The organism is Maricaulis sp. D1M11 (assembly GCF_047308265.1).
Taxonomy (GTDB): domain Bacteria; phylum Pseudomonadota; class Alphaproteobacteria; order Caulobacterales; family Maricaulaceae; genus Maricaulis.
In genome coordinates this window covers 1-24,379 of record NZ_JBKQWY010000007.1, presented here as the reverse complement: position 1 = coordinate 24,379, position 24,379 = coordinate 1, and the positions used below count along the sequence as shown (strand labels likewise).

Genomic DNA, 24,379 nt, shown 5'->3' with positions numbered 1-24,379 from the left:
GCTCCCAAAATCCGGAGACACATTCCCCGGGCACGCGAAAAATCGCTCGCGTGTCATACATACCGTTAAAGACCGAAAAAAGTCTGCATAGTGTGCCGCTGTCCCCAGCTGACCCAACATATAGTGGCTCAGCTCAAAATGACGGTCAACGGCCAGAATGGGTTCATCCGGGGATTTTTAGTTAACAAGCTGCTAACGCCCCGAATGCGGGCTCAACTCCCATTAACGGGAGTTAAGACCCGATTCACCAATATGCACAGTCAGATTCAAAGCCTCAGGAGAGGTTGAGCAGTTCAGGGTCTCCGCCTTGTGCAGAAATGTTCACTGTAACAGTTCGCTCACCCGCAAAGCGGTGGAGATAATGCGGTCCACCGGCCTTGGGACCCGTGCCAGACAAGCCTTCCCCGCCGAATGGCTGGACCCCGACGACAGCGCCAATCATGTTGCGATTGACATAAATATTACCGGCAGGCACCGCAGACTGAATTTCTTTGTGGAAAGTTTGCAGACGGGAATGAATCCCCAGCGTCAAGCCATATCCCTTGCCTGCGAGCTGTGCAGCAAGTTGCTTAAGCTCGCTCCGACGATACCGAAGAATATGGAGTACCGGGCCAAAAACCTCCCGCTCCATCGAATCGAGATTCGAAAGCTCGATCATCGTAGGAGCGAAGAAACATCCACGCGCCTCCAGCTCGCCCAGATCGAGACGTTTGAGCACCTTCTCCTCTGACGCCATGCGTGTCACATGCGCCATCAAGCCGGCCCGAGCCTCCTCATCGATCACCGGACCGACATCCGTGGACGGCTCAGACGGGTCTCCCAGACACAATTCATCCATCGCCCCTGCCAGGGTCTCGATAAAATCATCGGCCGTCTCTTCGGGCAGAAAGAGGATGCGCAGGGCCGAACAGCGTTGACCGGCGGATCCGAAGGCCGACTGGATGACGTCATCCACCACTTGCTCTTTCAGGGCCGTGGTATCGACGAACATCGCATTGAGCCCCCCTGTCTCTGCAATCAAAGGCGCAATGGCCGCATCGCGCGCGGCCAGCGCCCGATTGATCAGGCGAGCCACCTCGGTCGAGCCGGTAAAGGCGACGCCTGTCGTCCGCGTATCTCGCGTGAGCGCGGCGCCCACACTTTCCCCCTGGCCGGGCAGAAGGTGCAGCACATTCTCAGGCAGGCCGGCTTCACGGAACAGTTTGACCGCCTCATAGGCAATCAACGGCACCTGTTCAGCCGGCTTAGCGAGAACCGTATTGCCCGCCGCGAGTGCCGCTGCAAGTTGTCCGGAGAAGATCGCCAGCGGGAAATTCCACGGACTGATACAGACGAACACTCCGCGCCCTTTAAGACCGAGATGATTCGTTTCACCGGCCGGGCCAGGCATGCGTGTCTCGCCTTCAAACTCCCGTTCCGCCTGGGCGGCATAATAACGGAAGAAGTCGACGGCTTCGCGCACCTCGGCAATCCCGTCTTCCAGCGTCTTGCCAGCCTCGCGGGACATCAAGGCGCACAGACGCAATGTGTCTGCTTCCAGTGCGTCCCCCATCGCGCGCAGGATAGTTCCGCGCGCAACACCGCCCCGGCGATCCCATTCACCCTGGGCGGCGTCTGCCAGGTCGAAGGCCTCGGACACATCAGCTTCACTCGCCTCCACGACCGTACCGACCAGGCGCGCGCGATCCGCAGGCGAAAGAATATCCACGCTCTCTCCCGAGGTTGCGCGTCCGCCAATCAAACCTGTCGCCCTGATCGGCCCTTGAGCATCGAGCCGGTCCAGCGCCTGGGCAAAGTCATGTCGAGTCTGTTGCTGGCTCAGATCGAAGCCTCTCGAGTTGATGCGCGCCTCGCCATAGAGAGCCATAGGTGCAGGAATGCGGGGATGGCGAGCAAGATTAAACGCCGCGTCAAACGGGCCACGTGCCACATCCGTAGCCGGTACAGCATCATCCAGGAAGGAATGGACAAAGGAGGTGTTGGCCCCATTCTCCAGCAAACGACGCACCAGATAGGGCAACAGGTCTTCATGACTGCCCACGGGCGCATACACTCGGACATGCCGCGGCCCGAAGGCGTCGAGAGCGGCCCGGTAGAGCGGTTCGCCCATGCCGTGCAGGCGCTGGAATTCATAGGCCTCGACGCCCGCCTCGAGAGCCAGCTCCCGGACCGAACACAGCGTGTGCGCATTATGGGTCGCGAACTGGGAATAGATGGCCTCCGGCGCGGACAGCATGCGGCGGGCGCAGACCAGATAGTGCAGGTCCGTGGCCGGCTTGGTGGTCCAGACCGGGAAATCAGGCCAACCCATCTGCTGGCTCATCTTGATCTCGGTATCCCAGTAGGCGCCTTTCACTAGACGCACGAGAAAGCGTCGACCGGTCTCGCGGCCCAGATCAATGATCTTGCCGATCACCGCCTCGGCGCGCTTCTGATAGGCCTGCACAGCCAGTCCCAGACCGTTCCATCCTGCGAGACTGTCCTCTCGCGACAGCCGCTCAAGGATCTGCAGGGAGATCACAAGTCGATCAGCTTCCTCCGCATCCATGCAGAAACCGATATCGTGAGCCCGTGCAGCCTGGGCCTGTTCCAACACCCGCGGATACAGCTCGGCCATTACACGGGTTTCATTGACGGCCTCATAGCGGGCATGGAGCGCAGAGAGTTTCACTGACACTCCGTGTACGGCCTCGATGGGCCCGTCACCACGGGCTTTCCCCACCGCTTCGATCGCATCGAGATATCGCTTGTGGTAACGCAGCGCATCAGCCTCTGTACGAGCCCCCTCGCCCAGCATGTCGAACGAACACAACGCCCCCTCGCCCTTCGATCCGCGTTTGAGGGCTTCGGGGATCGTGCGACCCAGCACAAACTGCTCCCCCATAATGCGCATAGCCTGCATGGTGGCGGCCCGAATGACCGGTTCGCCGGCTTTCTGGGTCAGCTTGCGCAGATAGCCGGTCGGGTTCGCACGCGCCTCCGGTTCGACATCGATAATGCGTCCGGTCAGCATGAGTCCGAGGGTGGAGGCGTTGACCAGCCAGCTTTCCGACTTTCCTGCGTGCTCAGACCACTCACCGCTGGAGATCTTCTCGGCGATTAGTTTGTCGGCTGTTTCACTGTCAGGCACACGCAGAAGCGCTTCGGCCAGACACATCAGGGCCAGCCCCTCCTTATTGGATAGGCCAAACTCCTGAAGGAAGGATTCCATCAAGCCTTTGGCCTTGGTCGAACGGCGAGCCCGTTCAACGAGGTCTACAGCCTGATCCTGGATCCGGCCCTGGGCTACAGCATCCAGATTGATTTTGCCGAGAAGTTGCGAAACACGATCATTCTCGTCAGCGTGTTTCAATGCATCAAGTTCGTCCCAATTCAGGGTCAACGTGGAATGGGTATCCATGGTGTCTCACTCCCGAGCCAAAACGGCGTTATTTTGAGCGGAGAATGATCCCGCAAAACCTCCTCGGCAAGTCTTGTGTGCGGTGACCCTTCGCGCAGCCCCTCGAATGCGCTAAGACGCTGTCAGGCCAAGTGAGTGGCGGACAGGAAAGATAGCGGAAACATGGACGTGGAACAGGTCGAAAACGGGACGAATAACGACGTCGAGACGTCTGGCGCGGAGGATCGTCCGCAGCGCATCATGCTGGTCACGGATGCATGGGAACCGCAGGTCAACGGTGTTGTCCGGACGCTGTCGAGAACAATGGAAGAGTGCAAGGCGCTCGGCCATGACGTCGAAGTGATTCACCCGGGTCTGGGATACAAGACCTTTCCCTTGCCTACCTATCCCGAGATCAAGCTGGCCGTGAATGCCCGCGGCGATATCGCGCGGCGGTTTCGGGAATTCGAACCGGAAGCCATCCACATCGCGACAGAAGGACCGCTGGGCCAGGCCGCACGGGCCATCTGCAAGAAGTGGAAGCTTCCCTTCACGACCAGCTACCACACCAAATTCCCCGAATACGTCAACGCCCGGTTCAAATTCATCCCGCTGGCTGCGGGTTATGCCTTCATGCGCTGGTTCCACAATGCCGGCGGCCGCATGATGGTCACGACCCCCTCCATGCGTGACGATCTGGCTGAACGTGGCTTCAAGAATATCACCCCCTGGGCGCGCGGCGTGGATGTGGAACTCTTCAATCCGGACAAGCGTAAGCTGAACGGCGAAGACGTTTACGACGGGCTGGAACGTCCGATCTGGGTCAATGTCGGCCGCATCGCCGTTGAGAAAAACATCGAGTCCTTCCTCGCACTCGACCTGCCGGGCACCAAAGTGGTGGTCGGTGATGGACCGCAGCGCGAAGAACTGGAAACCAAATTCCCTGAGGCCGTCTTTACCGGTTCAAAATTCGGAGATGAGCTGGCTCGCTATTTTGCCGACGCGGATGTGTTCGTCTTCCCGAGCTGGACCGACACGTTCGGCCTGGTCAATCTGGAGGCCATGGCGTGCGGCACACCGGTCGCGGCCTATCCGGCCCACGGCCCCAAGGACATCATCCCGGGGTCCGGCGGCGGTTTCATCAATGAAGACCTGCGCCAGGCCTGTCTCGACTGCCTCGAAATCGACCGCGCTGCACCGCGTGCCCACGCTGAAAAACACTCCTGGAAACAGTGTGCCATCGATTTTGTGCACAATCTCAAGCCTCAGCCCAAGCCCGAACGTCGCCGGTTCTGGCAACGCCTGCGCCGGCGCAATGATCTGGGCTAGTCTCGCCAGACAGCGCTCCAAAACAAACGCCGCCTTTAGCTGAAGGCGGCGTTTTGCATTTCAAGACCAGTGCGGCATAGGTCCGGACTTATTCCGGCGCCTGTGTCATCGGCTCCAGCGCACGGGAGGACCGCGCCACTTCGTCACGCTCGTCTTCCAGGAGCGGGATCAGCCCCCGGTCCGAAAGATATCCGAACTCACCCCAGGCATCTTCAGAGGTAAACTCGGAGACAAATTCGGCGATGCCCGGCACGATCGGTGCGTGCTGGTTCTTCACATAGAAGAAGAGTGACCGCGACACCGGATAATCGCCTTCGGCAATGGCGTAGAATTCCGGTTCCACCCCATCGATCAGCGTGCCGATCAGGCGGTCGGAATTCTGGTCCAGGAAGGAATAACCGAACACACCAAAGGCCGTCGGCGTATTGACAAGGGTCTGTACAATGGCGTTGTCATTCTCGCCTGCATCCACCCATTGACCGTCCTCACGGATCCGGCTGGCAATGGCGTCAAACCGGATCGGATCGCTTTCTTCAAGTTCCGCCATACAGGCCAATCCGCGCGCACCGGCCTGCAAAGCCAGTTCCACAAAGGCATCGCGCGTACCCGAGGTCGGCGGCGGACCGAAAACCTCAATGCGTTGCCCCGGCAGGCTGGCATCCACATCCGACCAGGCCGAATGAGGATTGTCCACGAAGCTCGAACAGGTCTCGTCAGCCGGGACCTGGTCAGCCAGGGCCAGCCACAACTGGGTCAGGGTCAGATCCATGGCCGCCTGACCATTATCAGCCGCGGCCAAAACAATGCCATCATAGCCAATCCGGACTTCGGTGATCTCACGCACACCATTGCTCTGACACAACTCATACTCAGAGGTGAGCATGCGCCGGGACGCATTGGTGATATCGGGATGTTCCGTTCCGACACCGGAACAGAAGAGACGCAGCCCGCCGCCGGACCCGGTGGACTCCACGACCGGCGTTGCAAATCCGGTCTTGGCTCCAAACGACTCCGCCACGGCCGTCGAGAATGGATAAACGGTCGAAGACCCGACAATGCGGATCTGGTCCCGTTGTTGAGCCTCGGCGGATACACTGATCGCAAGACCAGCCGCCAGGGCGATAAACGCCTGCGTTTTCATAGCGGAACCCTTCTAGCCCGCGAGCCGGTTGCCCGGATCGAGTTGTTGGACGACCGGTCTCCCCACCTGTCGAACCATCCCCAGACCAATACACAATTGGCCGCTTTGAAAATCCAATAGCGGCCAATCATGACACTTCTGGGACACGTCTGTGATTAAACGAGACGCTTACGGAGCAGTTGCGAGAACAGATCGATCAGGCTCACCGCAATCACGATCACCAGAACAATCGCCGCCGTACGTTGATAATCGAACGCTCGAACGGCTTCGAACAGGATCTGACCGATACCGCCCGCGCCAATGAGACCCAGAACCGTGGCCGAACGGGCATTGGACTCAAAGCGATACAAGCCAAACGAGGTCCAGAGCGGGGCAACCTGGGGAATCACCGCCCAGATCACCTCGTGCAGCGGTGACGCTCCGGTCGCACGCACACCTTCGACTGGCCCGGGATCGATGGATTCAACCGCCTCGGAGAAGAGCTTGGCCAGAACACCGGTCGTGTGGACGGCCAGGGCCATCACACCAGCCAGAGGGCCCAACCCGACAGCAGCGATAAAGACCAGGGCAATGATCAGCTCGTTGATCGAGCGGAAGACATCCATCAACCGTCGAACCGGCTGAACGACCCAGCCTGGCGCCACATTCCGCGCGCTGAGAAGACCGAACGGGATAGCAGCCAGTACGGCAATGAATGTGCCCCAGATAGCGATCTGAACGGTCACGATCATCTGTGGCAGAGCCTCGCCAATGCCTTCGCTCAGCTCGTGCCAGTAACTGCCGCGCGATTGCGCATCAAACAAATTCTCCGGGAAGAAGCCGGCGATGAATTCACCCATATCCCCCGCGTTTTCGACGAGAAGATAAGCCCGATCCATATTGGCCGCGTTGAAGCTCCAGACCAGAATGACCACCACACCCGCACTCAGGGCTGTGTTCATCGCACGCTGCATGAACGGAACGCGCGGCCCCGGGCCGCGTGGAGCTGTCGCCCAGAGCAAGGCGACGAACAAGCCGGCCGCCAGGACCACAATCACCAGGATCTGGGTCCAGGCACCGGAGGCCTGTGCGCCTGTGTCGGTCCCCGTCTCGCCGATTTCGGCCGTATCGGCGGAGCTGACCAGCGTGGCCAGTTCGGAATTGCCGGCCTCGACCGAGGCCAGACGGGCTTCAAGGTCAGCGATCTGCGCCGCACGGTCCTCTTCGCTCAAATCCGGGTCATTTCGTACAGCCGTCAGATTGCGGACAATCTCCAGCTGGACGATCGGATCGAGGTGAGCATTGGATGAGGGCAGGAAAGTCCCGAAAAAGAGCGGCGTCAAAATGGCGCGCGCCTCGGCGATCTCCTCCGGCGTGCCCATGCGACCATAATTCATGAAGAAGTATTGCAGTCGCCGCTTGGCTTCATCATCCAGCTCGCGACGCCAGATGATGGGATCGGTCTGGATCATCGGCGAGCGCCAAATTTCTCGGACCTGCGCACGAACATCCGGCCGACTGCGGGCAATCACTTCCAGATTGGTCGTGTTATTGGTCGCGACATCAACCAGACCGTTGGCAACGGCCAGGATATTCGCCTCATGACTGGCATTGGTGACCGAATTGAAACAGGCATTGGGATCGATCCCGCGCGGTGCAAAGATAAATGCCGACGGCACCAGGAAACCGGATGTCGAATTGGGATCGCCCATGCCAAAATCGATCGATCCATCACAGCTCAACAGATCGTCCAGTGAATTGATCTCGCTCTCCACCGGGACGAGGAGAACCGAGTAATACCCCTCGGCCCCATCGGGGTAGGTTGCTTTGGCAAACACTTCCCCGCCCGACAGGCGCACAGCCTGTAGACCGGAGAAATTGGAGAACCAGCCAAACTGCACGCTGTCATAGCGCATGGCCTGGATCATGCCGGCATAGTCAGACGCGAAATAGGGCTGGATGTCGTAGCCGGTCCATTCCGACATGGCATCGATCAGCGGACGCCAGTTGCTTTCAACACCGGCCGTCGATTCGGTAGCAATAATCCCGAAATTGAGCGTGCGGCGCTCGCCGCTTTCGCCGCTGGCATCCGTTTCGGCGGATACATCCGTGTTTCCGGCCGGAGCACAGGCGGCCAGCGTCGCAAGAGCGAGACCGGCCAGAAGGGTCGCAAACAGGCGTGACAGAGCGCGCATCACTCTTCACCTCCATAAAAGGCGGCCTCGTATTCCGGACCGTAGATTTCAATCAGCTTGTCCTTGGTGAGCCCTTCGCTCGGCCCGTCATAGACAATATGTCCCTTGTTCAGGGCGACTGTGCGCGCGCAGTAGCGGCGCGCATAATCGACCTGATGAAGGGTGACTACGACCGTCAGGCCGTCATCCGCATTCAGCTCGGCCAGAAGCTCCATCACATTGCGGGCCGAAACCGGGTCCAGCGATGCAATGGGCTCGTCCGCAAACAGGACCTCGGCTTTCTGGACAAGGGCCCGCGCGATGGCACCACGCTGTTGCTGCCCTCCCGAAAGATTGGACGCACGCCGACCGGCAAAATCGGCGATCCCCACACGTGTCAGGGCATCCATGGCCGATTGCTTAACCGCTGCGGGAAACAGGCCTAACGCCCCGCGCCAGACCGGCAAATGCCCTAACGCGCCCAGGAGCACGTTCTTGAACAGGGTCAGACGGCCAACGAGATTGAATTGCTGGAAGATAAAACCCAGTCGAGCCCGGCGGTGGCGCGGCGTGCGGGCCAATTTTCCACCGGCCTGAACCTTGTCACCCAGCACCGAGATCGGGCCGGAGGATGTATCAGCGACCTGCAGGCCGGCAGCGACACGCAAAAGCGTGGACTTGCCTGACCCGGACGGCCCGATAAGAGCCACCATCTCGCCCCGGTCCACACTGAGATGAACGGCGTCGAGCGCTCGAGTTTCGCCAAAGGTCATGGAAACGCTTTGCGCTTCAACAGCCTTGGAGTTTTCGCGGACAGGCGCGGCGGCCTCGGACATTGTACTTGACCCTTTGCTACGGCATAGGTGTTCGCATAAGCCCTATCTCCGTCATGTGACAAGTCTGCGATGCTTTACTTAATTGGTGCCACAGCTCTTTTATGGTCGGCCCTGGCCTGGCTAAGCTGGGTGGATGCGCGGACCTATCGTCTCCCCGATCGAGTCACACTGCCACTTCTGGCCGTCGGGCTGCTGGTCAATCTTGTCCTCACCCAAACGCCTGTTCTGGCACTGGCCGGCGCACTGATCGGTTATGGCCTGTTCTGGGCCGTGGAGACCGGATTCCGCTATCTGCGGGGCGTGGATGGGCTGGGTCGCGGAGACGCCAAACTGCTTGCGGTGGGCGGCGCCTGGTGCGGCGCGGGGTTTCTGCCGGTGATCTTGCTGATCGGAGCGGGCAGCGGTGTGTTGTTCGCGGTTCTGCTCGCCGTGATTCGCCGCCAACCCCTGCACGGTCGAATCCGGGTCGCCTTTGGCCCGTGGCTGGCTCTTGGCATAGCACTGAGCTGGTGGGCCCGTGCGTTCGCGGGCGCCGACCTCGTGTTTGGCTAGCCCGTCGGGAGGCTGCCTGCGGATGAGGTATTCTCGTCCGTCGCACACCGACTGGCCCCTCGGACCGGTTGGACCAGCAAGGAGCCGTCCGGGCGGGTCACACGCAGAAAGCCCTCGGTGAACAGGACATCACTCCCGACCGCCGAATCCGCCTGAGCCGTGAGTGTCAGACTGTCAAAATGGCCCGTTTCACCCACTCGACGCTCATAACGGTCTCCGATCACAAAGACCGGTTCTCGCACATCCATCGCGTATTCCAGTGTGCGACCGTCGAGCTGGATGCGCAGGATGCCATAACTCAAATTCTCAAAAGCGATGAAGGGACGCTCCGGACCCGCTGACCAGAAAAAAATCCCGCATTCACCCGCGACAAGTCTTTGCGGTGCGAGTGCCTCGGCCAGCGCCGCCGGAGCGGCAGCCGGTGCTGCGGGCGCAGTCGCAAACGGTGGCGGAAGAGCCGCTTCACCCTGTTGGGTCGGGGTCGCACAGGCTGACAGGAAGGCGGCGACCAGCACTGCGAGTGTGGATCTAGCGCGGATACGGTGTCTGCCCGACATGTTGCCATCCCCCTGATGTCTGGCTGAACCCCATCAAAGCCAGCGCTTCAGCCAGATCTGCGCGCTGGGTTTCAACCGTCAGTGTCCAGTTATATCCGGCAGCGTCAAACACAACCCGGCCCTCAAACGACATGTCCGGCGTGTCTCCTGCGAGGTCGATCGCGGGACGTCCCTCATGGCAAGCCAGATAGCCTTCGATCTCGGGCGCGACCACGCCATACAGCTGACCAACCGGCACCAGCGCCCCGGACTGAACCAGACCGCGGGCCTCCACGCAGTCGCCCTCGTCCAGAACCAGGCTCTGGATCCTGACATAAACCGGATCTTGCGGATTTATGCCCGGCAGGTCCGTGATGCTCAGTCGGCCCAGGTCCACACGCAAATCAAGATCTTGTGCCCGAACCCGCGAGCCCGACAGAGACATATAGGCATCCCCGCGCAGCTGAGAATCCGAAATCGCGACATGGCCCGCTGCCTGCCCGGAGAACAGAGCGAGCGGATCCAGCTGAACCTGGATGCGATCCACCGTGTCGCCGGCGATATGGGCATTGAAAATCCGCCCGTCCCAGACGCTCCCGAAACTGTCGCCGGTCGCCAAAGGTCCCCCCATAAGCGACGTCACCAGTTTCACCGGCATCAGCACGACCAGCCACAGAACCGTCAGACAGGTCAGAACAAGACCCAGGCGCAGCATCAATCCCAGGTGAGTATTGGCCGTCAACATGGCTATTGCCCCCCGCGACGTTGCAAGACGAGATAGGCCTCGACGTGGAGATCATCGAGGCGGTCAATGGTGGAGGTCACCACTTCGATGTCGTGATTGGCATCCAGTTCGACGAGCCACTGCATCAACCTGCGCGTTTCGGCCCGCGTGATGTTCACCGTCAGCTGACCATTGTCCGAGGGCACAAGGCGCGCGATCGGAATTTGATGCCCCAGGGCCAGTCCGCCCACTACGGTGCGCAAGGGCCGTTGATCGGTTGCGGTCGGTCCATTTTCCTGACGTAGATCCCGCAAGGTGGCAATATCGGCTTCGATCCCGCGGAACATGCGCATCGCCGCCGCATAATTCCCTTCAGCCCGCGCGTGGGCATTGAGCAAAGGATGGACAATCAACATCTGCCCCAGAATGACAAAAGCCAACAGCCCCATCACGCCCAGCATGATCTGTTCGCGTGGGCTGCGATCGCCCCAGGCCTGGAGAAGCGGTGTCAGGAAACGGTTCATGGCAGCCTCAACACAAAATCACCCTCAATACCCTGGTCGGTCTCACGGGACCCCTGGTCATCCAGACCAAGTCCCAGCTGCCCGGCACGCTCGGACAGGGCATCGAAGTCGGAAAACTCGTCGTAAATCGCAGACACAGACAATTCCAAACGCTCACGATCAAATCGCACATGGTCCACCCGGATCTGATCCATGCCCTCAGTCAGCTGGTCCAGCCCAGCCATCAGGTCGAGGAAAGAGCTGGAATCCTGCCCCAGGCCAGCATCCGCCAGACGTCGATCCAGAATGCGGCGTGCGGTCACCGGTGTGATTTGAGCGCCCACCTCATCGCCGAAAGCCGCATCAAAATGTGCGACACTGGCAGTGTCATATCGATCTGCCTGCCAGTTGTAGTAGACCATCTCGGCCGCCATCAGCAGACCTGCACAGACCAGTACACCGGCGGCCATCACCCCTGTTCTCCGCAAAGGCCGAAGCACGCTGCTCCATTCGAAGCGGGCCGACAGCCCTGCACCAAACAGTCCCGGCAATGCGTTCAGATCGCTGTCATCAATTGCGGAAGCCCGCATATCCAGCGGCATGTCGGTCAGTGTGTCGACATGCGGACCGGCCAGACCGAGTGCGGGTGACACAGCAATGCGCTGGTCATCCAATCCATGCACCAGCGCCGACAGAACCTGATCGAACAGGCGCTGATCTGCGGCACCCCCCCAGGGTTTGCCGGGCTGAACGACATCGTGTCCGTAGAGAAACACAACAGAACCTTGCCGATTGAACAGGCTGAGTGCGGCCCCTTCCGGCGCCAGAGCCAAGCAATCGGGCAATGTGTAGATTGGTCGAACCAGAGCCGGCGCCAGCCGCTGGAACCATGCGGCCACCCGGTCCTTGTCCACAGCACAAGCCACTCGTCCGTCTTCTCCCTTGCGACCGAGCGTAATGAGCGTGGACTCAAGATCCGACGCGAGCTCGTCTTCCAGCAAGAAAGGCGCAGCCTGCAGGGCCTCCCGTTCGTTACGCGCCGGCACATCCAGCCGGGTTGTGTAGATCAATTCAGAGGGCAAAAGACAGAGCGTCCGATCCACGCCCTCGAACGCTGGAATGGACAGTGGCGCGTCGGCCTCGACCTGGCCTGAGCGCACACGCCCGCGCGTTTCGCGGTTGATCACCGACCATGACACCTTGTCGTCAGGCATCAGGTGAAGGACTAGATCCAGGCTCATGAAAAGATTCCGTAGCGTTGTGTCAAACGGATCGGCTCGCTGCCAGCCCGTGCCTCGATGACTTCACTCAACCGGTAGCGTTGCCCGGCATACAGGACGTCAATGTCGATTTCAAAGTATTGAGTGGTTACGGCGAAGCGCGCCTGCAGTGAACTGTCCAGGTCAAGTGCCTGGATCTCTTCCATCTGCCAGAATTCCGTGACTGCCTCGAACCCGTCTGGCGGACGTTTTGACAAGACGGTCTCTGCCACCGCGCGGCTGATCTGCCCCCCCAGCGCGGCCCGCATCAAAGGCACATCATCCAGGCTGAGCGTATTCAGATTGATCGGTAGCGGGTCCGTGTCCGGACGCGTGCACACAAATGGTTCGATCTGTTCGTAGGCCCGAGGCGTCATCGACCGCAAGGCCAGCATTTCCTCGCGCTCGACCATAAGAGTATTGCTCGGACGCCGCGGTCGCAGCAGCCGGTCATAGGAGGTGTCTTCCGCCCCCCCGCCAATCGGGCGACTGTCCGTGTCGATCCAATCGGCGACCTCAGCTGATAACTGAACGGACAAGCTTCCCGGCAGTCCGACGGCTTGCATCAGAACTTCCAGACGCCGTTGTTCCTCTGGCACAACCTGCCGATAACCCTGCTCATCGACCACCACCAGGGCATTGAGGTTGAAGCAGTTATTGCCGTCACGAATATGCCCAGCCAGCTGGCCGTCCTCGATCGGAAAGATCTGGGGGCCATCCAGCCAGGCTGCATCGGGCCGAAACGCTGTGTCGGGGGCCTCCACCAGACGGGCAACCAGGCTTTCCGCATAATCGCGTGCGCCGAGCGCATACCAATGCGCCTGATCCCGCACCTCCATATTGATGGAGCGCCTTGCTGAGAAACGCATATCCGTCGCGAGAGAAACGGCGATCAGACTGATCAGGCTGATCACCATGAGGGTCGCCACAAGACTTGCGCCACGTTCGCGGCGCTTGGAACGGGAATGGTCGTGCTTCTTCTTCATGGGGCGAATGCGCCTCCGGGCGTGATGAGAACATGTTCGATCTCACCAACACCAGGCATCTCGTAACGCAGCCTCACGGCGCGAGGCAAACTGGTGTTTGAGCCTGACGGGGGCACCAGAAAACTGCGCGTCCACGATGTGCCACTCAGGATTTCCAGCTCAAACGCTTCAACGCCGTCCAGCAATATGTCGGTTTGGATATCCGTCTCTTGCGTCGGGTCGGGATAGCCGTAGATACGACGCACTAGCTGGTTTCCTTCCAGCAAATACTCCACTCGCAGGAGCGAGCTGCGAGGCCTTAATCGACCGGGATTGGCCGCCCCCCGACGGGTAAACGCCAAAACAACAGTCTCGTCCCGATCGGCCAGATCAGGAATGCCGGTCTCGGCAGCGGCAAACACATAGGGGCTGGTCAAACCGTCTGCATCACGGGTTGGACGCGCGACTACCTGTCCCAGGTCGTCCCGCAAAACGGTGCGCACCCGGTCAAGCTGCGCCACCCTGTCCATTGCTGCACGCGCGACTTCTTCGCTGCTGATGGCCGTGGACATCATCATCACCGAGGCCGACGCCACCAGCGAGAACACAAACACCGCAACCAGGATTTCAAGAAGCGAGAACCCGGCCTCGCTCCGGACTGGATCAGGAAGCCGGGCCATTATGATCGACCCCGCCGAAAGGTTTCCATTTCGACCAGAACACGCTGTTCCCCTTCAGGGCGGACGATGAGCGTCACCCGGACAAGATCCGGTGTTCCAGACGGCGTCACCGACAGGCGCCAGTCATAATTCTGCCCCGCCAATTCATAGGTACCGGAGCGGCCTTCCGGCGCCCCCGGCCGCAATATGTCCATGTTGAGCAGGTTTTCCGCGGCCAAAAGGGCAAGGCTGCGCTCTTCCACCTGGGCCGCATTGCGTGTCGTTGCCCCCATCAGATTAAGCAGCGACACACCCGCCAGGGCCAGAACGGCGATCGAGACAAGGACCTCAATCAGGGAAAAACCGGCCTCGCGTGCCATCAGGCCTCTCCCTCACCCCGAACGCGAATATCGCCCTGGGAGGAACGCGTAATGAAGACACGGTCACCACGATGATCCAGCCACAGCTCGAACGGCTCGTTCAGCCCTGCCGGGTCGAACCAGAAAAGCGGCAGGAGCATAAGCTCCTCGGGTTCACTTTCATCCAGCCAGACAGGTCGATCCTGAACACCGATACGCACCCGTTCGGCCAGATCGTGGTGGGAGAGGGTCGGCTGCCCCTGAACCGGCCACCACCGACCGTCGAGATAGAAGAGAAAGGCATAACTCTCCCCATCCGCTCCCAATGCCAGCCCGGTTGGCAATCCCGTCGCAATCGCCTGGTCATGGGCATGATGCAGGCTGAGCACCAAGGTTTCCGTTTCCACGCGCAAGGGAGACCGCCCCACTCCGATGCTCAGCACCACCGTTGCTGCCATCAGGCTAACAATCGTGATGGCGACCAGAACCTCAAGGAGTGAAAACCCGGCCTCTGTCTGTGCGCGGACTTGGCTCATCAGCCCTGCCAGTTCCCGATATCGGCATCGAGATCCTCACCACCTTCGCGCCCGTCAGCGCCCAGCGAGAAGATGTCGATCAGACCATTTTCACCTGGATAGACATACTGATACGGATTGCCCCACGGATCGTCCGGCAGGCGACGGATATAACCGCCTTCCCGATAGGAATCGACATTGCCCGGAGCCTCAACAAGCGCATTGAGGCCTTCCTCCAGCGTTGGGTAACGGCGCTGATCCAGACGGAATGAGTCCAGGGCCTGTTCCAGGGCCGCAATATCCGCGCGGGCCTTTTGAACCATGGCCTGGTCCTGGGCCGGCAGAACATTGATCGCAATAATCGTGGCCAGAAGGCCGATGATGACAAGCGTCACCATGATTTCCAGCAGCGAGAAACCGGCTTCCGGATCACGCTCTCGCTGATCCTCGATACGGTCTTGAGCAGACATGACCCTCTCCTATCCCAGAAACATTGTGTTGAGCTGCAAGATGGGCAGCATAATCGACAGAACGATAAGAACCACGATGATACCGAGGCCCAGAATAATCATCGGCTGCAGCAGGCTGAGCCCGACAGTGACGGACCCGTCGATTTCCTGTTCCAGCTGATCTGCGGAACGTTCAAACATATCCGCCAAAGCCCCGGATCGCTCACCCGCTGTCACCATATGCAGCATGAGGGCGGGGAAAATCTTCGACGTTTTCATGGCGTCGGACAGGGCCCGGCCCGTCTCTACATCGCGAATGATTTCGCTCACTCTCGACGCCAGCGCCATATTGGACATCGCTCGCTGGGCCGCCCGCAAAGCCTCAGGTAGGACGGCACCGGAATCGAGCAAAATTCCCATGGTGCGCGCGAAGCGCGCCGCCTCTGTTGTGCGCATAAAACCTCCGATCATCGGAACGCGCAGGACAAACCCGTCGAACGGTTTCTTGACCGCGGGGCGTTGCAGCATCACCCCCAACACAACACCTCCTGCAAACATGATCCCCACCAGAGGCAAGGCCCAAATCTGCATGAATTCGGATAGGGCAATCATGATGCGGGTCAGCAGCGGCAAAGCCATGCCCATGCCCGTGAACTGCTCGGCGATCCGCGGCACCACGACCGTCATCATCAGGGTGACAACCAGCAGCGCGACAACAGTCAAAACCGCCGGATAGATCAACGCACCAGTGATTCGATTGCGAATGGCCTGGGCCTTTTCCAGATAGTCTGACAAACGTTCGAGCACGCGTCCGAGCGCTCCGGAACCTTCGCCTGCTGAAACCAGTGCCCGATACACCGGCGGAAAAGATCCCGGGAAGGCCGTGAGGGCTTCAGACAGTCGTCCACCCTCCATGACCCGGGCCCGGACCGACAGAAGCGCACGGCGGACATGATGCTTGTCATGTTGCCCACCGACGAGGCTGATCGCTTCGGCGACCGGAAGTCCGGCCTCAATCAACGTCGCCAATTGCCGGGTCACCAGCATGAGTTCGCGCGGAGAGAGGTTTTTCGCGCGCAATCGGTCCAGAAGGTTTTCACCCCCGCCGGACGCGGCGTCTCCCGATCCGGCTTTGCGCTCATCTGCTCGCCCAACGGCAAGCGGAGCCAAGGACTTGCGACGCAAATCCCGTCGCGCGGCCTGTTCCGTGTCCGCCGTGATGACGCCGCGCACCTTGCGTCCCGTCTGATCGAGGGCCTGGTATTCAAACGCCGGCATTGCGCGACCCCTCATCGCGACAGACACGCATCACTTCGGCCAGGCTGGTTTCTCCGGCCAGTGCCATGTGACGTCCATGCAATTGCAGCGTATTGCGCGTCTTGAAGGCGTAGTTGTTCATCTTGTTCTCGCGCACATCATCATGAATGAATTGGCGCAGCTTATCGTCTACCACCACGATCTCGTAGAGGCCGGTCCGGCCGATAAAACCAAGATGATTGCAGTGGTCACAACCCTTGGGTTGGTAGAGCGTAACCTCTTCATCATTTGATGCGCCAAGCCAACGGCGCTCAGCTGGAAGCGCCGGATAAGCTTCACGACAATGCGGGCACAGACGACGAACTAGACGCTGAGCGACAATTGCCGTCAGCGTAGAGGCGAGAAGATAACTCTCCACACCCATATCCCGCAAACGCGCGATCGCAGCAATCGCGGAATTAGTGTGAACGGTTGAGAGCACGAGGTGCCCTGTAAGCGATGCCTGAACCGCGATCTCGGCTGTCTCCACATCCCGGATCTCGCCGACCATGACGATGTCGGGGTCCTGACGCAGGATCGCGCGCAGACCGGCAGCGAAGGTCATGCCCACCTTGGCATTCACCTGGGTCTGGCCGATACCATCGATCGCATATTCGATCGGATCCTCAACTGTGAGGATATTGCGGGTCTGTTCATTGAGGCGATTGAGCCCGGCGTAGAGTGTCGTGGTTTTACCGGCACCGGTCGGGCCTGTGACCAGAATAATTCCGTTTGGCTGGGCCAGCGCGGTTTCAAACGCTTCCTGGACATCATCCGGCATGCCAAGATCTGCCAGACTGAACCGGGTTTCCGAATTGTCGAGAAGACGGAGCACCACACGTTCGCCATGGCGTGAAGGAAGGGTCGAAACCCGCACATCCACAGCCTTGCCACCCAGCGTTAGGGTCAAACGACCATCCTGCGGCACACGGCGCTCGGCAATATCCAGTCGCGACATCACCTTGATACGCGACACCAGAGGCGAAGCCAGTTTCGGTGCAACACTGGCGGTTTCCTTGAGCACACCATCGATCCGATAGCGGATCGCGACGCGGTCTTCAAACGGTTCCACGTGAATATCGGACGCCGCTGTTCGGATGGCCTCGGCGATCAAACCGTTGATCAGACGAATGATCGGCGCATCAGACTGGCTGTTGAGCAAGTCCTCATTGGCCGGCATGTCATCGATCAGCTGGCTAAGGCTGTCCGCCTGTTCGTCAGCCTCTCGCGCGTCCTCGTCCAGACCATCGAAAGCGTAGATGTCCGACAGGGCCTTGTCATACCGGCTTGCGTCCATTTCACGCACCGGCAGTGTTCGACCCACCACCCGGCGCGCTTCAAGCAGCGCCCGACGGTCGGCACCGCTCCGCACCAGGAACACCGGTGGTGTTCCTGGTTCAAAGGCGATTCCTTTTTCCCGGGCAAAGCTGTAGCTGATCGGCGGTACCGGCTTGTCGACCGGAGTCTCGGTGTCGGCCATTCTATTCGTCTTCTGCCGCGGAGAGCGGAGTATCATCCATCAAGACCCGAACAATGTCTTCCAAGCTGGACGATCCGTCCGTGCTGGCGGCACGCTGTTGTCCGGAGATATAGTCATAACGGCGATTGGTGAGGGCCGCCATGTCTGCTTCCGAACGGATAATCGTCGGGCGGATGAACACCATCAGATTGGTCCGCGTAGAGCTTTCACCTTCAGAGCGGAACAGGCGCCCGACACCCGGCATATTCATCAAACCCGGAATGCCCTGGATGGTTGTCTGATCGTCCTGCTGGATGAGACCGCCCAGAACGATGATCTCGCCATTGTCAGCCAAGACCGTTGTGGTGATCGAACGCTTGGACGTGATCAGATCTGTGGATCCGGTCGTGACAGCGCCCAGAACGCTCGAGACTTCCTGGAAGATATCAAGGCGAATCGTATCGCCATCATTGATCTGCGGCGTGACCGTGAGCTTCACACCCACTTCCTCACGATCGATCGTGCGGAAGGGGTTGTTGTTGTCCGAGCTCAGCGTCTCGCCGGTCGTGATCGGAATTTCCTGACCAGACAGGAAGGATGCTTCCTGGTTGTCCATCGCCACGATGGACGGCGTCGCCAGGACATTGGATTCAGTGTCACTTTCAACAGCATTGAGGATGACACCGAATAGGCGGCCATCACTGTCTTCCCCGCCAAAGCCCAGAGCGGCTCCTTCAAAACCCAGTAAGGAGGTCAGCGCGGCATCTCGCAGCGTGTTGTCCGAACTGGTTGTCGTGCCATCGGAGTTGGAGGAGGTGTTGTCAAAGGCCAGCGCGCCGGTCAGAGCCAGCAGGTCCGGAGATGTGTTGGAATAGCGGGTCATGACGAGCGGCGCGTCACCACTATCACCCCCAGTCAGCAGGAATTGCACGCCCAGATCTTCGGCCATGCCGTCGGAGATCTCGACAATAATACCCTCGACCAGAACCTGCGGGCGACGCACATCAAGCTGGCGGATCACAATCTCCAGCTCGCGCTGCACGTCGGGATCCGCATTGATCACCAAGGAGTTAGTCGGACCGTGGTAGGACACCGTCGGTCGACGCCCCGTTGAGTCTTCGCCGGTGAAGCTCTCAACCACTTGTTCGAGGATCGGCAGCATGTCCGAGCCGTTCGTGTGGCTCAGAGCCACAACACGGAAATTCTGGTTGGACTGGCTGACCGCGTCCACCCGGCGGACCAGGGTGATCATGTCACGGACCGCATCCGGATTGCCACGCAAAAGCACCGTGTTCGAGGCCGGGATGGGGGCGACGGTGACGTTGAATGTGCGATCATCATCACCCGATGCATTACTCGTGCGGACCGTCTGGATGATGCGAGCCATCTCGCCCGCGGAGACATTGTTCAGTTCGACCATTTCAAACACGGAAGTGTCGCGATCGAGATCGTTGATGACTTGCAACATGCGGCGGACGTTTTCCGCATAGTCCACCATCACGACCGAGCTGGCACTTTCCATGCCGTTCACGAAGCCCGAAGCCCCGACCATCGGGCGCAGAACATCAATGGCGTCACGTACACCTACATGGTCGAGACGCACGACGGTGGTCACATAACGATCACCGCGCAGATCATCCGTCACCGGGCTTGTGTTGCGGGCGCCCAAATTGTCCGGGACCACCTGGAAAGCGCCAGAAGAGGTCGGCACGACAGTGTAACCATGCACGCGCATCGTCGAGAGGAAGACCTGGAAATATTCCTCGGCTGAGAGGGCCGACTGGGATGTGATACTCACTCGTCCGCGAACCGACGGATCAATGATGAAGGTGTATCCGGTCACGGACGACACATCCTCGATCACCGCCTGGATTTCGGCATCCTCGAAATTGACCACATGGTCCTGGGCCGGAGCCGACGAGCTCATCAGGGCGGCTGCACAAACGGCAGAACCGATCAACACTTTCAAACGCGCAATCATCAGGGAAGATCCACTTCAAGGGTCATGTTGGTGCTGTTTCGAACGAGGCTTATCGTCAGCGTGTCGCTTTCCGTTGCCTCTTCCAGGAAATCTTCAAGGCTGGAGATCCGGGACAGTTCCACGCCATTAATGGCGGTCACCAGATCATTGGGGTTCAGATTCATGGCTTGCAGAAAGGCCGGATTGCCCTGGCTGAAGCGATACCCCACCAGAATATTGTTTTCATACTCCGCGACCGGTCCCAGCATGCCCATGATACCCCGCTGCTGCGGCGGTATCGCGCCCACGCCGGGCGGACGAGACGCCACAGCCTGTGCGGGCGGAATCTGTGGCGAGCGCGCTGTCGGGGCCGTAGAATTGCCCTCACGATCGCGCAAATAAAGGCTTTCGGTCACGCCTCGGCGGCGGATAATCACGTGGTCGACGTGAACTTCGAGCAGTTCAACGCCGTCCATGATGGTCTCGCCGGCCGAATAAAAGCCCTGCAAATTGTCCGGCGTGAGAATGATGGCTGCGCCCTCGCTCGGACTGGACCCGCGGCGCAAACCTTTCAATTCAAGATTGAGGGAGGTTTCGGGCACAAAGGTTTGTTCGATCACTTCCACCTCGCCGGAGCGGCGATCGGTAAACAGCGCTGTCGCTGCCAGTCGTGACAAGTCTGCGCTATAGCCTGACGGGGATCGGCTGACTTCACGATCAGCCGCTTCCAACGCGAAATTCTGAGCCGAAGCACCAAAAATGATAAACCAGAAGGTGCGCGCAATCAGATAGGCCAGACCGATGAGCAGAGCCAATTCGGCCAGTAGACGGCCCCGGCGGAGCCATGGCCCCGGTCGAGCGGATCGATTTGCGACACTCAGCTCTTGCATGGCGTTCTGTACCCGAACTCATCCCCTGGCGTCGACAGGATCAAGAATCCGCGCGCCTGACACCTGATTGCCCCGGTCACGAGAGGACCGCAAGCCTTGTCTGCCGGACCCTCATCCGGAAATTCACTCAGTGACAGGGACAGCCGTCTATCGGCCAAGCCCCGTCGTACTGTCTCTGCCCTCACAGCCGGTCTCCCCCCTTCAATCCTGCAAAACCAGTCGGTTCCGTGGGAAGGTTCAGGACCTGGATCGTCCGAGATCTGCAAAGGTGGGCGGTCCGCCCGACCGCGTCAGAACCGGAAACCATAACCCAAAAGACAGGCTTCACCGATTACACGGCGAGTACGTCACATTTACGACGCTTCGCATTAATTCGAAAGGTAAAAACAGTGAGGCGGGCCTTCCGAAAAAGGCCCGCCTCCTGACAGTTCGGGTCGATTACCAGCTACGGCTGATGGAGAGCGAGAAGCTCGTGCCCACGTCGTAGGTATCGACATTGATGGTCTCGCCGCCGGCAGACTGGGTGGCGGCATATTCGTCGCCCAGAATGTTGCGGACAGAGAAGCCCAGATCCCAATCGGCATCCGCGAACTCAACCGTGTGGCTAAGGACGAGGTCGAGGGAATTCGGAACTTCTTCGACGATCTCGGTCGTGTTGTTGGCCAGGTTGCCAACAGCCCGTGTACGCTCGCCCGTGTAGTTGTAGAGCAGAGCGCCGCGCGAACGGCCGTCAAAGGTCTCGTAACCGACCTGCACGTTGAACAGGTGCTCGGACTGACCTTGCAGCGCACGACCATCTTCCACGAAGGAGTCGGCCGAGAAGACACTGCGCACCGGTTGACCACCCGCACCCTGTGCGATCACGACTTGATCACCCGAGCTCGCAGACACTTCGGACTGGATGTAGGTGTAGTTCGTTTTCACGAACCATTCGCGATCATTGAAGAAGCGAGAGTCAAAGCGATCGGAGAGGTCGAAGGTCTTTTCGAATTCGATCTCACCACCGGTCAGCGTTGCTTCCGGAGCGTTGATGAAGCCCGTTGCCAGGTCATCACCGGTCGGAAGAACGATTTCCTCGATCGGGTTTTCCAGGATTTTGTGGAAGGCACCGACGGTGAAGAACTGGTCACGGCCGAAATAGTACTCGACACGAGCGTCATAGCTCTCGATTTCGGTGTTTTCCAGGAAGGGGTTACCCTGGAAGCGCTGATCCGTATCGGTGTTGAAGAACTCGGAGAACGCCAGTTCGCGGAATTGCGGACGGGCGATCGACTGAGAGTAACCGGTACGGAGCTGCAGGTTGTCGGCAAAGGTCCAGGTCAGGGTGACGGCCGGCAGGAAGTAATCTTCCTCGATAGACGTCTCGACCACACCATTGTCGGTGGCGCTGCTCAGCGGAGAGAAGGTGTCGACGGATTGCGTACCATCTTCGAAGCGGCCACCGATGGCAGCGCGAACGAAGGAGGTCAGCTCAAAGTCGGCACCGGCGTAGAAGGCATCAACGTCCAGCTCGCCCTTGTAGGCTTCTGGGAACAGAACACCACCGATTTCCACGAGGCGAAGGCGCTCGTCGACGATGTTCTGCGTTGCGAAGATGTGATCGATCCGGCTAAAGCGCAGATCGTTCGGGAGGCCCACACCACCCTGCTCGAAGGAGAACGAGCGGGAGAAGGCTTCACGTTCACGCGAGGTGTTGGAATAACCGGCTTTCAGTTCCGTATCCAGGCCGAACACGTTGACCGGCATTTCAAAGTCGATGCCGTAGTCTTGCGTATTGTCCTCGATTTCGGAGAACTGGGTCACGTTGTCGGCAGACGTACCACCATACTGCAGACCGTCTTGCGTGTACTCATAGCGATATTCGCGCTGGTACGGAGCGTCACGGGTTGCGGTGGCGTCAGACACGCGCCAGTCAACAGACAGGTCGTTCAGACCTTCAAAGACATGGCTACCGGTCAGCTGGTTGAACGTGACTTCACGTTCGAACCATTCGAGATTGTCCGTGCGGAACACACCGTTGGACGCGGCGCTGAACTCGTCAAGCGAACGCGTTTCCTTGGAGGTGGAGCGCAGGACCATGCTCAGCAGGTTGATTTCGTGGTCGTTGTAGAAATCCACACCGACAGAAACCATGGCAGACACGTCGATGACATTTTCCGTGGAACGGAAGTTGTCATTTTCTTCGCCAGCCGGAGCAATGTCGTCAAAAGCCGCGTTCGGCGGGCCGTCATTGTAACGGATCACGCCATTCGTCGTACCACCGGTACCACGCAGACCTTCACGGGTTTCCCACTCGTTGGAGTAACCAACAGCACCGATGACACCGAGAGAGAAGTTCTCGAAGTCGTAACGGTCACCAGCGGTCAGCTCGATCGAGCCATTGCCGTCGACGGAGATTTCCTGTGCGACCCACAGCTCTGAGTTCACAAGGGAACGGCCGATGGCTTGTTGTTGTTCAGACGGCAGGTTGTTACCGACGCGAACGTCGTTGAACACAGCCGCCAGTTCAGCCGGAATGTCACGCAGACCGTCGTCGTAACCGAGCCAATCAGTGTCAGACCCGTTATAGGTCAGACCCTTATTGCCGGTCGTGACAGTGTCGAAAGACGCACCGACGGAGACGGACACAAAGCCCTCTTCCGGCAGGGTTGCCGTTTCGATGCCGATGACACCACCACCGAACTCACCCGGGAATTCCGGAGAGAAGGTTTTCTGGACCAGAACGTTCGACAGAACATTGGTCGGGAAGATGTCGAGCGGCGCAGCGCGACGGAACGGTTCCGGAGACGGCATCGGAGAGCCGTTCAGGAGCGTGTTCGAGTAGCGCTCGTTCAGACCACGAACGACGACGAACTTGCCTTGGGTCGTGGAGAGGCCTGTGACACGAACCAGAGCAGCAGCAAGATCGCTGTCACCCGTAGATTCGAGATCATCCAGAGACAGGACAGCGGACACTTCCGACGTCACACGACGGTCGTCCGGGATGTACTGATAGCGAACGACGATGCGATCTTCGATCTCGCCCTGGGCGGTATCTTGAGCGATCGCAGCGGCCGGCACCAACGTGGTAGACGCCAGTAACGCAGCCGAAAGTGCAATTCGATTGGTTTTCATCTTAATCACCATGTGACTGCATTAAACAATGACACCCCTGGCCGGCCGGAGCCGGCCAGGCATGTCGGTTGCGTTACTGTGCCGGACGGAAGGTCCAGCCTTGGTACCACGTGTCGTTGGCGTCTTCGACGGCACCGACATAGTCAGCAGACACGAACCACGGGTCGATGGCGTTGACATCGATCGCAGTCGCAGCTTGCTCCGTTGCACCCGGAACCGGACCGGTTTGACCAACCCAGAACGGGTCGCCGGTCAGGGTGTTGGTGATTTCGGCGTTGTTCGGACGGCCCAGGAAGAAGGT

At 59.5% G+C, this 24,379-nt stretch carries 20 protein-coding genes and 2 pseudogenes; 2 read left to right on the top strand and 20 right to left on the bottom strand.

Translation table 11 applies throughout. From position 1 onward, the window contains the following. Nucleotides 1-274: 274 nt before the first annotated feature. Nucleotides 275-3,400 carry a bifunctional proline dehydrogenase/L-glutamate gamma-semialdehyde dehydrogenase PutA gene (putA, locus tag RMQ97_RS11075; protein ID WP_413660942.1) on the bottom strand — a complete coding sequence of 1,042 codons (3,126 nt, stop codon included), beginning with the start codon at nt 3,398-3,400 and terminating at the stop codon, nt 275-277. Nucleotides 3,401-3,640: 240 nt separating this feature from the next. Between putA and RMQ97_RS11070 the strand changes: the two genes are divergently transcribed. After that, entirely contained in the window at nt 3,641-4,708 is a 1,068-nt protein-coding gene (locus RMQ97_RS11070) for a glycosyltransferase family 4 protein (protein WP_413661236.1), read from the top strand. An 88-nt stretch (nt 4,709-4,796) separates the two neighbouring features. Here the strand turns inward: RMQ97_RS11070 and RMQ97_RS11065 are convergent, their stop codons facing one another. From RMQ97_RS11065 to phnC, 4 genes and pseudogenes are all read right to left on the bottom strand, one after another. Beyond that, a complete protein-coding gene (locus tag RMQ97_RS11065; RefSeq protein WP_413660941.1) occupies nt 4,797-5,849 on the bottom strand; it encodes a substrate-binding domain-containing protein in 1,053 nt (350 codons plus the stop codon). 155 nt (nt 5,850-6,004) lie between these two features. Then, nucleotides 6,005-6,802 carry a phosphonate ABC transporter, permease protein PhnE gene (gene phnE / locus RMQ97_RS11060; RefSeq protein ID WP_413661235.1) on the bottom strand — a complete coding sequence of 266 codons (798 nt, stop codon included), beginning with the start codon at nt 6,800-6,802 and terminating at the stop codon, nt 6,005-6,007. 333 nt (nt 6,803-7,135) lie between these two features. Beyond that, nucleotides 7,136-8,023 (bottom strand): annotated as a pseudogene (gene phnD, locus RMQ97_RS11055) (phosphate/phosphite/phosphonate ABC transporter substrate-binding protein); the annotation flags it as partial. Further along, a complete protein-coding gene (phnC, locus tag RMQ97_RS11050; protein WP_413660940.1) occupies nt 8,023-8,838 on the bottom strand; it encodes a phosphonate ABC transporter ATP-binding protein in 816 nt (271 codons plus the stop codon). The pseudogene phnD and the gene phnC, both read right to left, overlap by 1 nt. A 69-nt stretch (nt 8,839-8,907) precedes the next feature. Between phnC and RMQ97_RS11045 the strand changes: the two genes are divergently transcribed. After that, entirely contained in the window at nt 8,908-9,390 is a 483-nt protein-coding gene (locus tag RMQ97_RS11045; RefSeq protein WP_413660939.1) for a prepilin peptidase, read from the top strand. On the opposite strand, the gene RMQ97_RS11040 is transcribed toward RMQ97_RS11045, so the two are convergent. From RMQ97_RS11040 to RMQ97_RS10970, 15 genes and pseudogenes are all read right to left on the bottom strand, one after another. After that, a complete protein-coding gene (locus RMQ97_RS11040) occupies nt 9,387-9,947 on the bottom strand; it encodes a hypothetical protein (protein WP_413660938.1) in 561 nt (186 codons plus the stop codon). The genes RMQ97_RS11045 and RMQ97_RS11040 overlap by 4 nt on opposite strands. Next, entirely contained in the window at nt 9,919-10,671 is a 753-nt protein-coding gene (gene gspN / locus RMQ97_RS11035) for a type II secretion system protein N (protein WP_413660937.1), read from the bottom strand. The genes RMQ97_RS11040 and gspN overlap by 29 nt, the downstream gene beginning before the upstream one ends. A gap of 2 nt (nt 10,672-10,673) precedes the next feature. Next, complete coding sequence (gspM, locus tag RMQ97_RS11030; protein ID WP_413660936.1) at nt 10,674-11,174, bottom strand: type II secretion system protein GspM; 501 nt, start codon at nt 11,172-11,174, stop codon at nt 10,674-10,676. Next, nucleotides 11,171-12,394, bottom strand: coding sequence for a type II secretion system protein GspL (gspL, locus tag RMQ97_RS11025; protein ID WP_413660935.1), 1,224 nt, complete (start codon nt 12,392-12,394; stop codon nt 11,171-11,173). The genes gspM and gspL overlap by 4 nt, the downstream gene beginning before the upstream one ends. Beyond that, complete coding sequence (gene gspK, locus RMQ97_RS11020) at nt 12,391-13,398, bottom strand: type II secretion system minor pseudopilin GspK (protein ID WP_413660934.1); 1,008 nt, start codon at nt 13,396-13,398, stop codon at nt 12,391-12,393. Before gspK ends, gspL begins: the two co-directional genes overlap by 4 nt. Beyond that, nucleotides 13,395-14,057: a type II secretion system minor pseudopilin GspJ gene (gene gspJ / locus RMQ97_RS11015; RefSeq protein WP_413660933.1), complete on the bottom strand. Its 663-nt coding sequence runs from the start codon at nt 14,055-14,057 to the stop codon at nt 13,395-13,397. The genes gspK and gspJ overlap by 4 nt, the downstream gene beginning before the upstream one ends. Next, the gene (gene gspI / locus RMQ97_RS11010) at nt 14,057-14,416 is read right to left on the bottom strand and encodes a type II secretion system minor pseudopilin GspI (RefSeq protein WP_413660932.1); all 360 of its coding nucleotides are present in this window, start codon (nt 14,414-14,416) and stop codon (nt 14,057-14,059) included. Before gspI ends, gspJ begins: the two co-directional genes overlap by 1 nt. Next, a complete protein-coding gene (locus RMQ97_RS11005) occupies nt 14,416-14,931 on the bottom strand; it encodes a Tfp pilus assembly protein FimT/FimU (RefSeq protein WP_413660931.1) in 516 nt (171 codons plus the stop codon). The genes gspI and RMQ97_RS11005 overlap by 1 nt, the downstream gene beginning before the upstream one ends. After that, on the bottom strand, nt 14,931-15,380 hold the full coding sequence (gene gspG / locus RMQ97_RS11000; protein WP_413660930.1) for a type II secretion system major pseudopilin GspG: 450 nt from the start codon (nt 15,378-15,380) through the stop codon (nt 14,931-14,933). The genes RMQ97_RS11005 and gspG overlap by 1 nt, the downstream gene beginning before the upstream one ends. Nucleotides 15,381-15,389: 9 nt before the next feature. Next, nucleotides 15,390-16,637, bottom strand: coding sequence for a type II secretion system inner membrane protein GspF (gene gspF / locus RMQ97_RS10995; protein WP_413660929.1), 1,248 nt, complete (start codon nt 16,635-16,637; stop codon nt 15,390-15,392). Next, nucleotides 16,624-18,135, bottom strand: coding sequence for a type II secretion system ATPase GspE (gene gspE, locus RMQ97_RS10990; RefSeq protein ID WP_413660928.1), 1,512 nt, complete (start codon nt 18,133-18,135; stop codon nt 16,624-16,626). Before gspE ends, gspF begins: the two co-directional genes overlap by 14 nt. Nucleotide 18,136: 1 nt before the next feature. Then, on the bottom strand, nt 18,137-20,095 hold the full coding sequence (gene gspD, locus RMQ97_RS10985; protein WP_413660927.1) for a type II secretion system secretin GspD: 1,959 nt from the start codon (nt 20,093-20,095) through the stop codon (nt 18,137-18,139). Continuing rightward, a complete protein-coding gene (locus RMQ97_RS10980; protein WP_413660926.1) occupies nt 20,095-20,964 on the bottom strand; it encodes a type II secretion system protein N in 870 nt (289 codons plus the stop codon). The genes gspD and RMQ97_RS10980 overlap by 1 nt, the downstream gene beginning before the upstream one ends. 438 nt (nt 20,965-21,402) lie before the next feature. Then, the gene (locus RMQ97_RS10975; protein ID WP_413660925.1) at nt 21,403-24,078 is read right to left on the bottom strand and encodes a TonB-dependent receptor domain-containing protein; all 2,676 of its coding nucleotides are present in this window, start codon (nt 24,076-24,078) and stop codon (nt 21,403-21,405) included. 73 nt (nt 24,079-24,151) lie between these two features. Continuing rightward, nucleotides 24,152-24,379: pseudogene (locus RMQ97_RS10970) on the bottom strand (hypothetical protein); the annotation flags it as partial.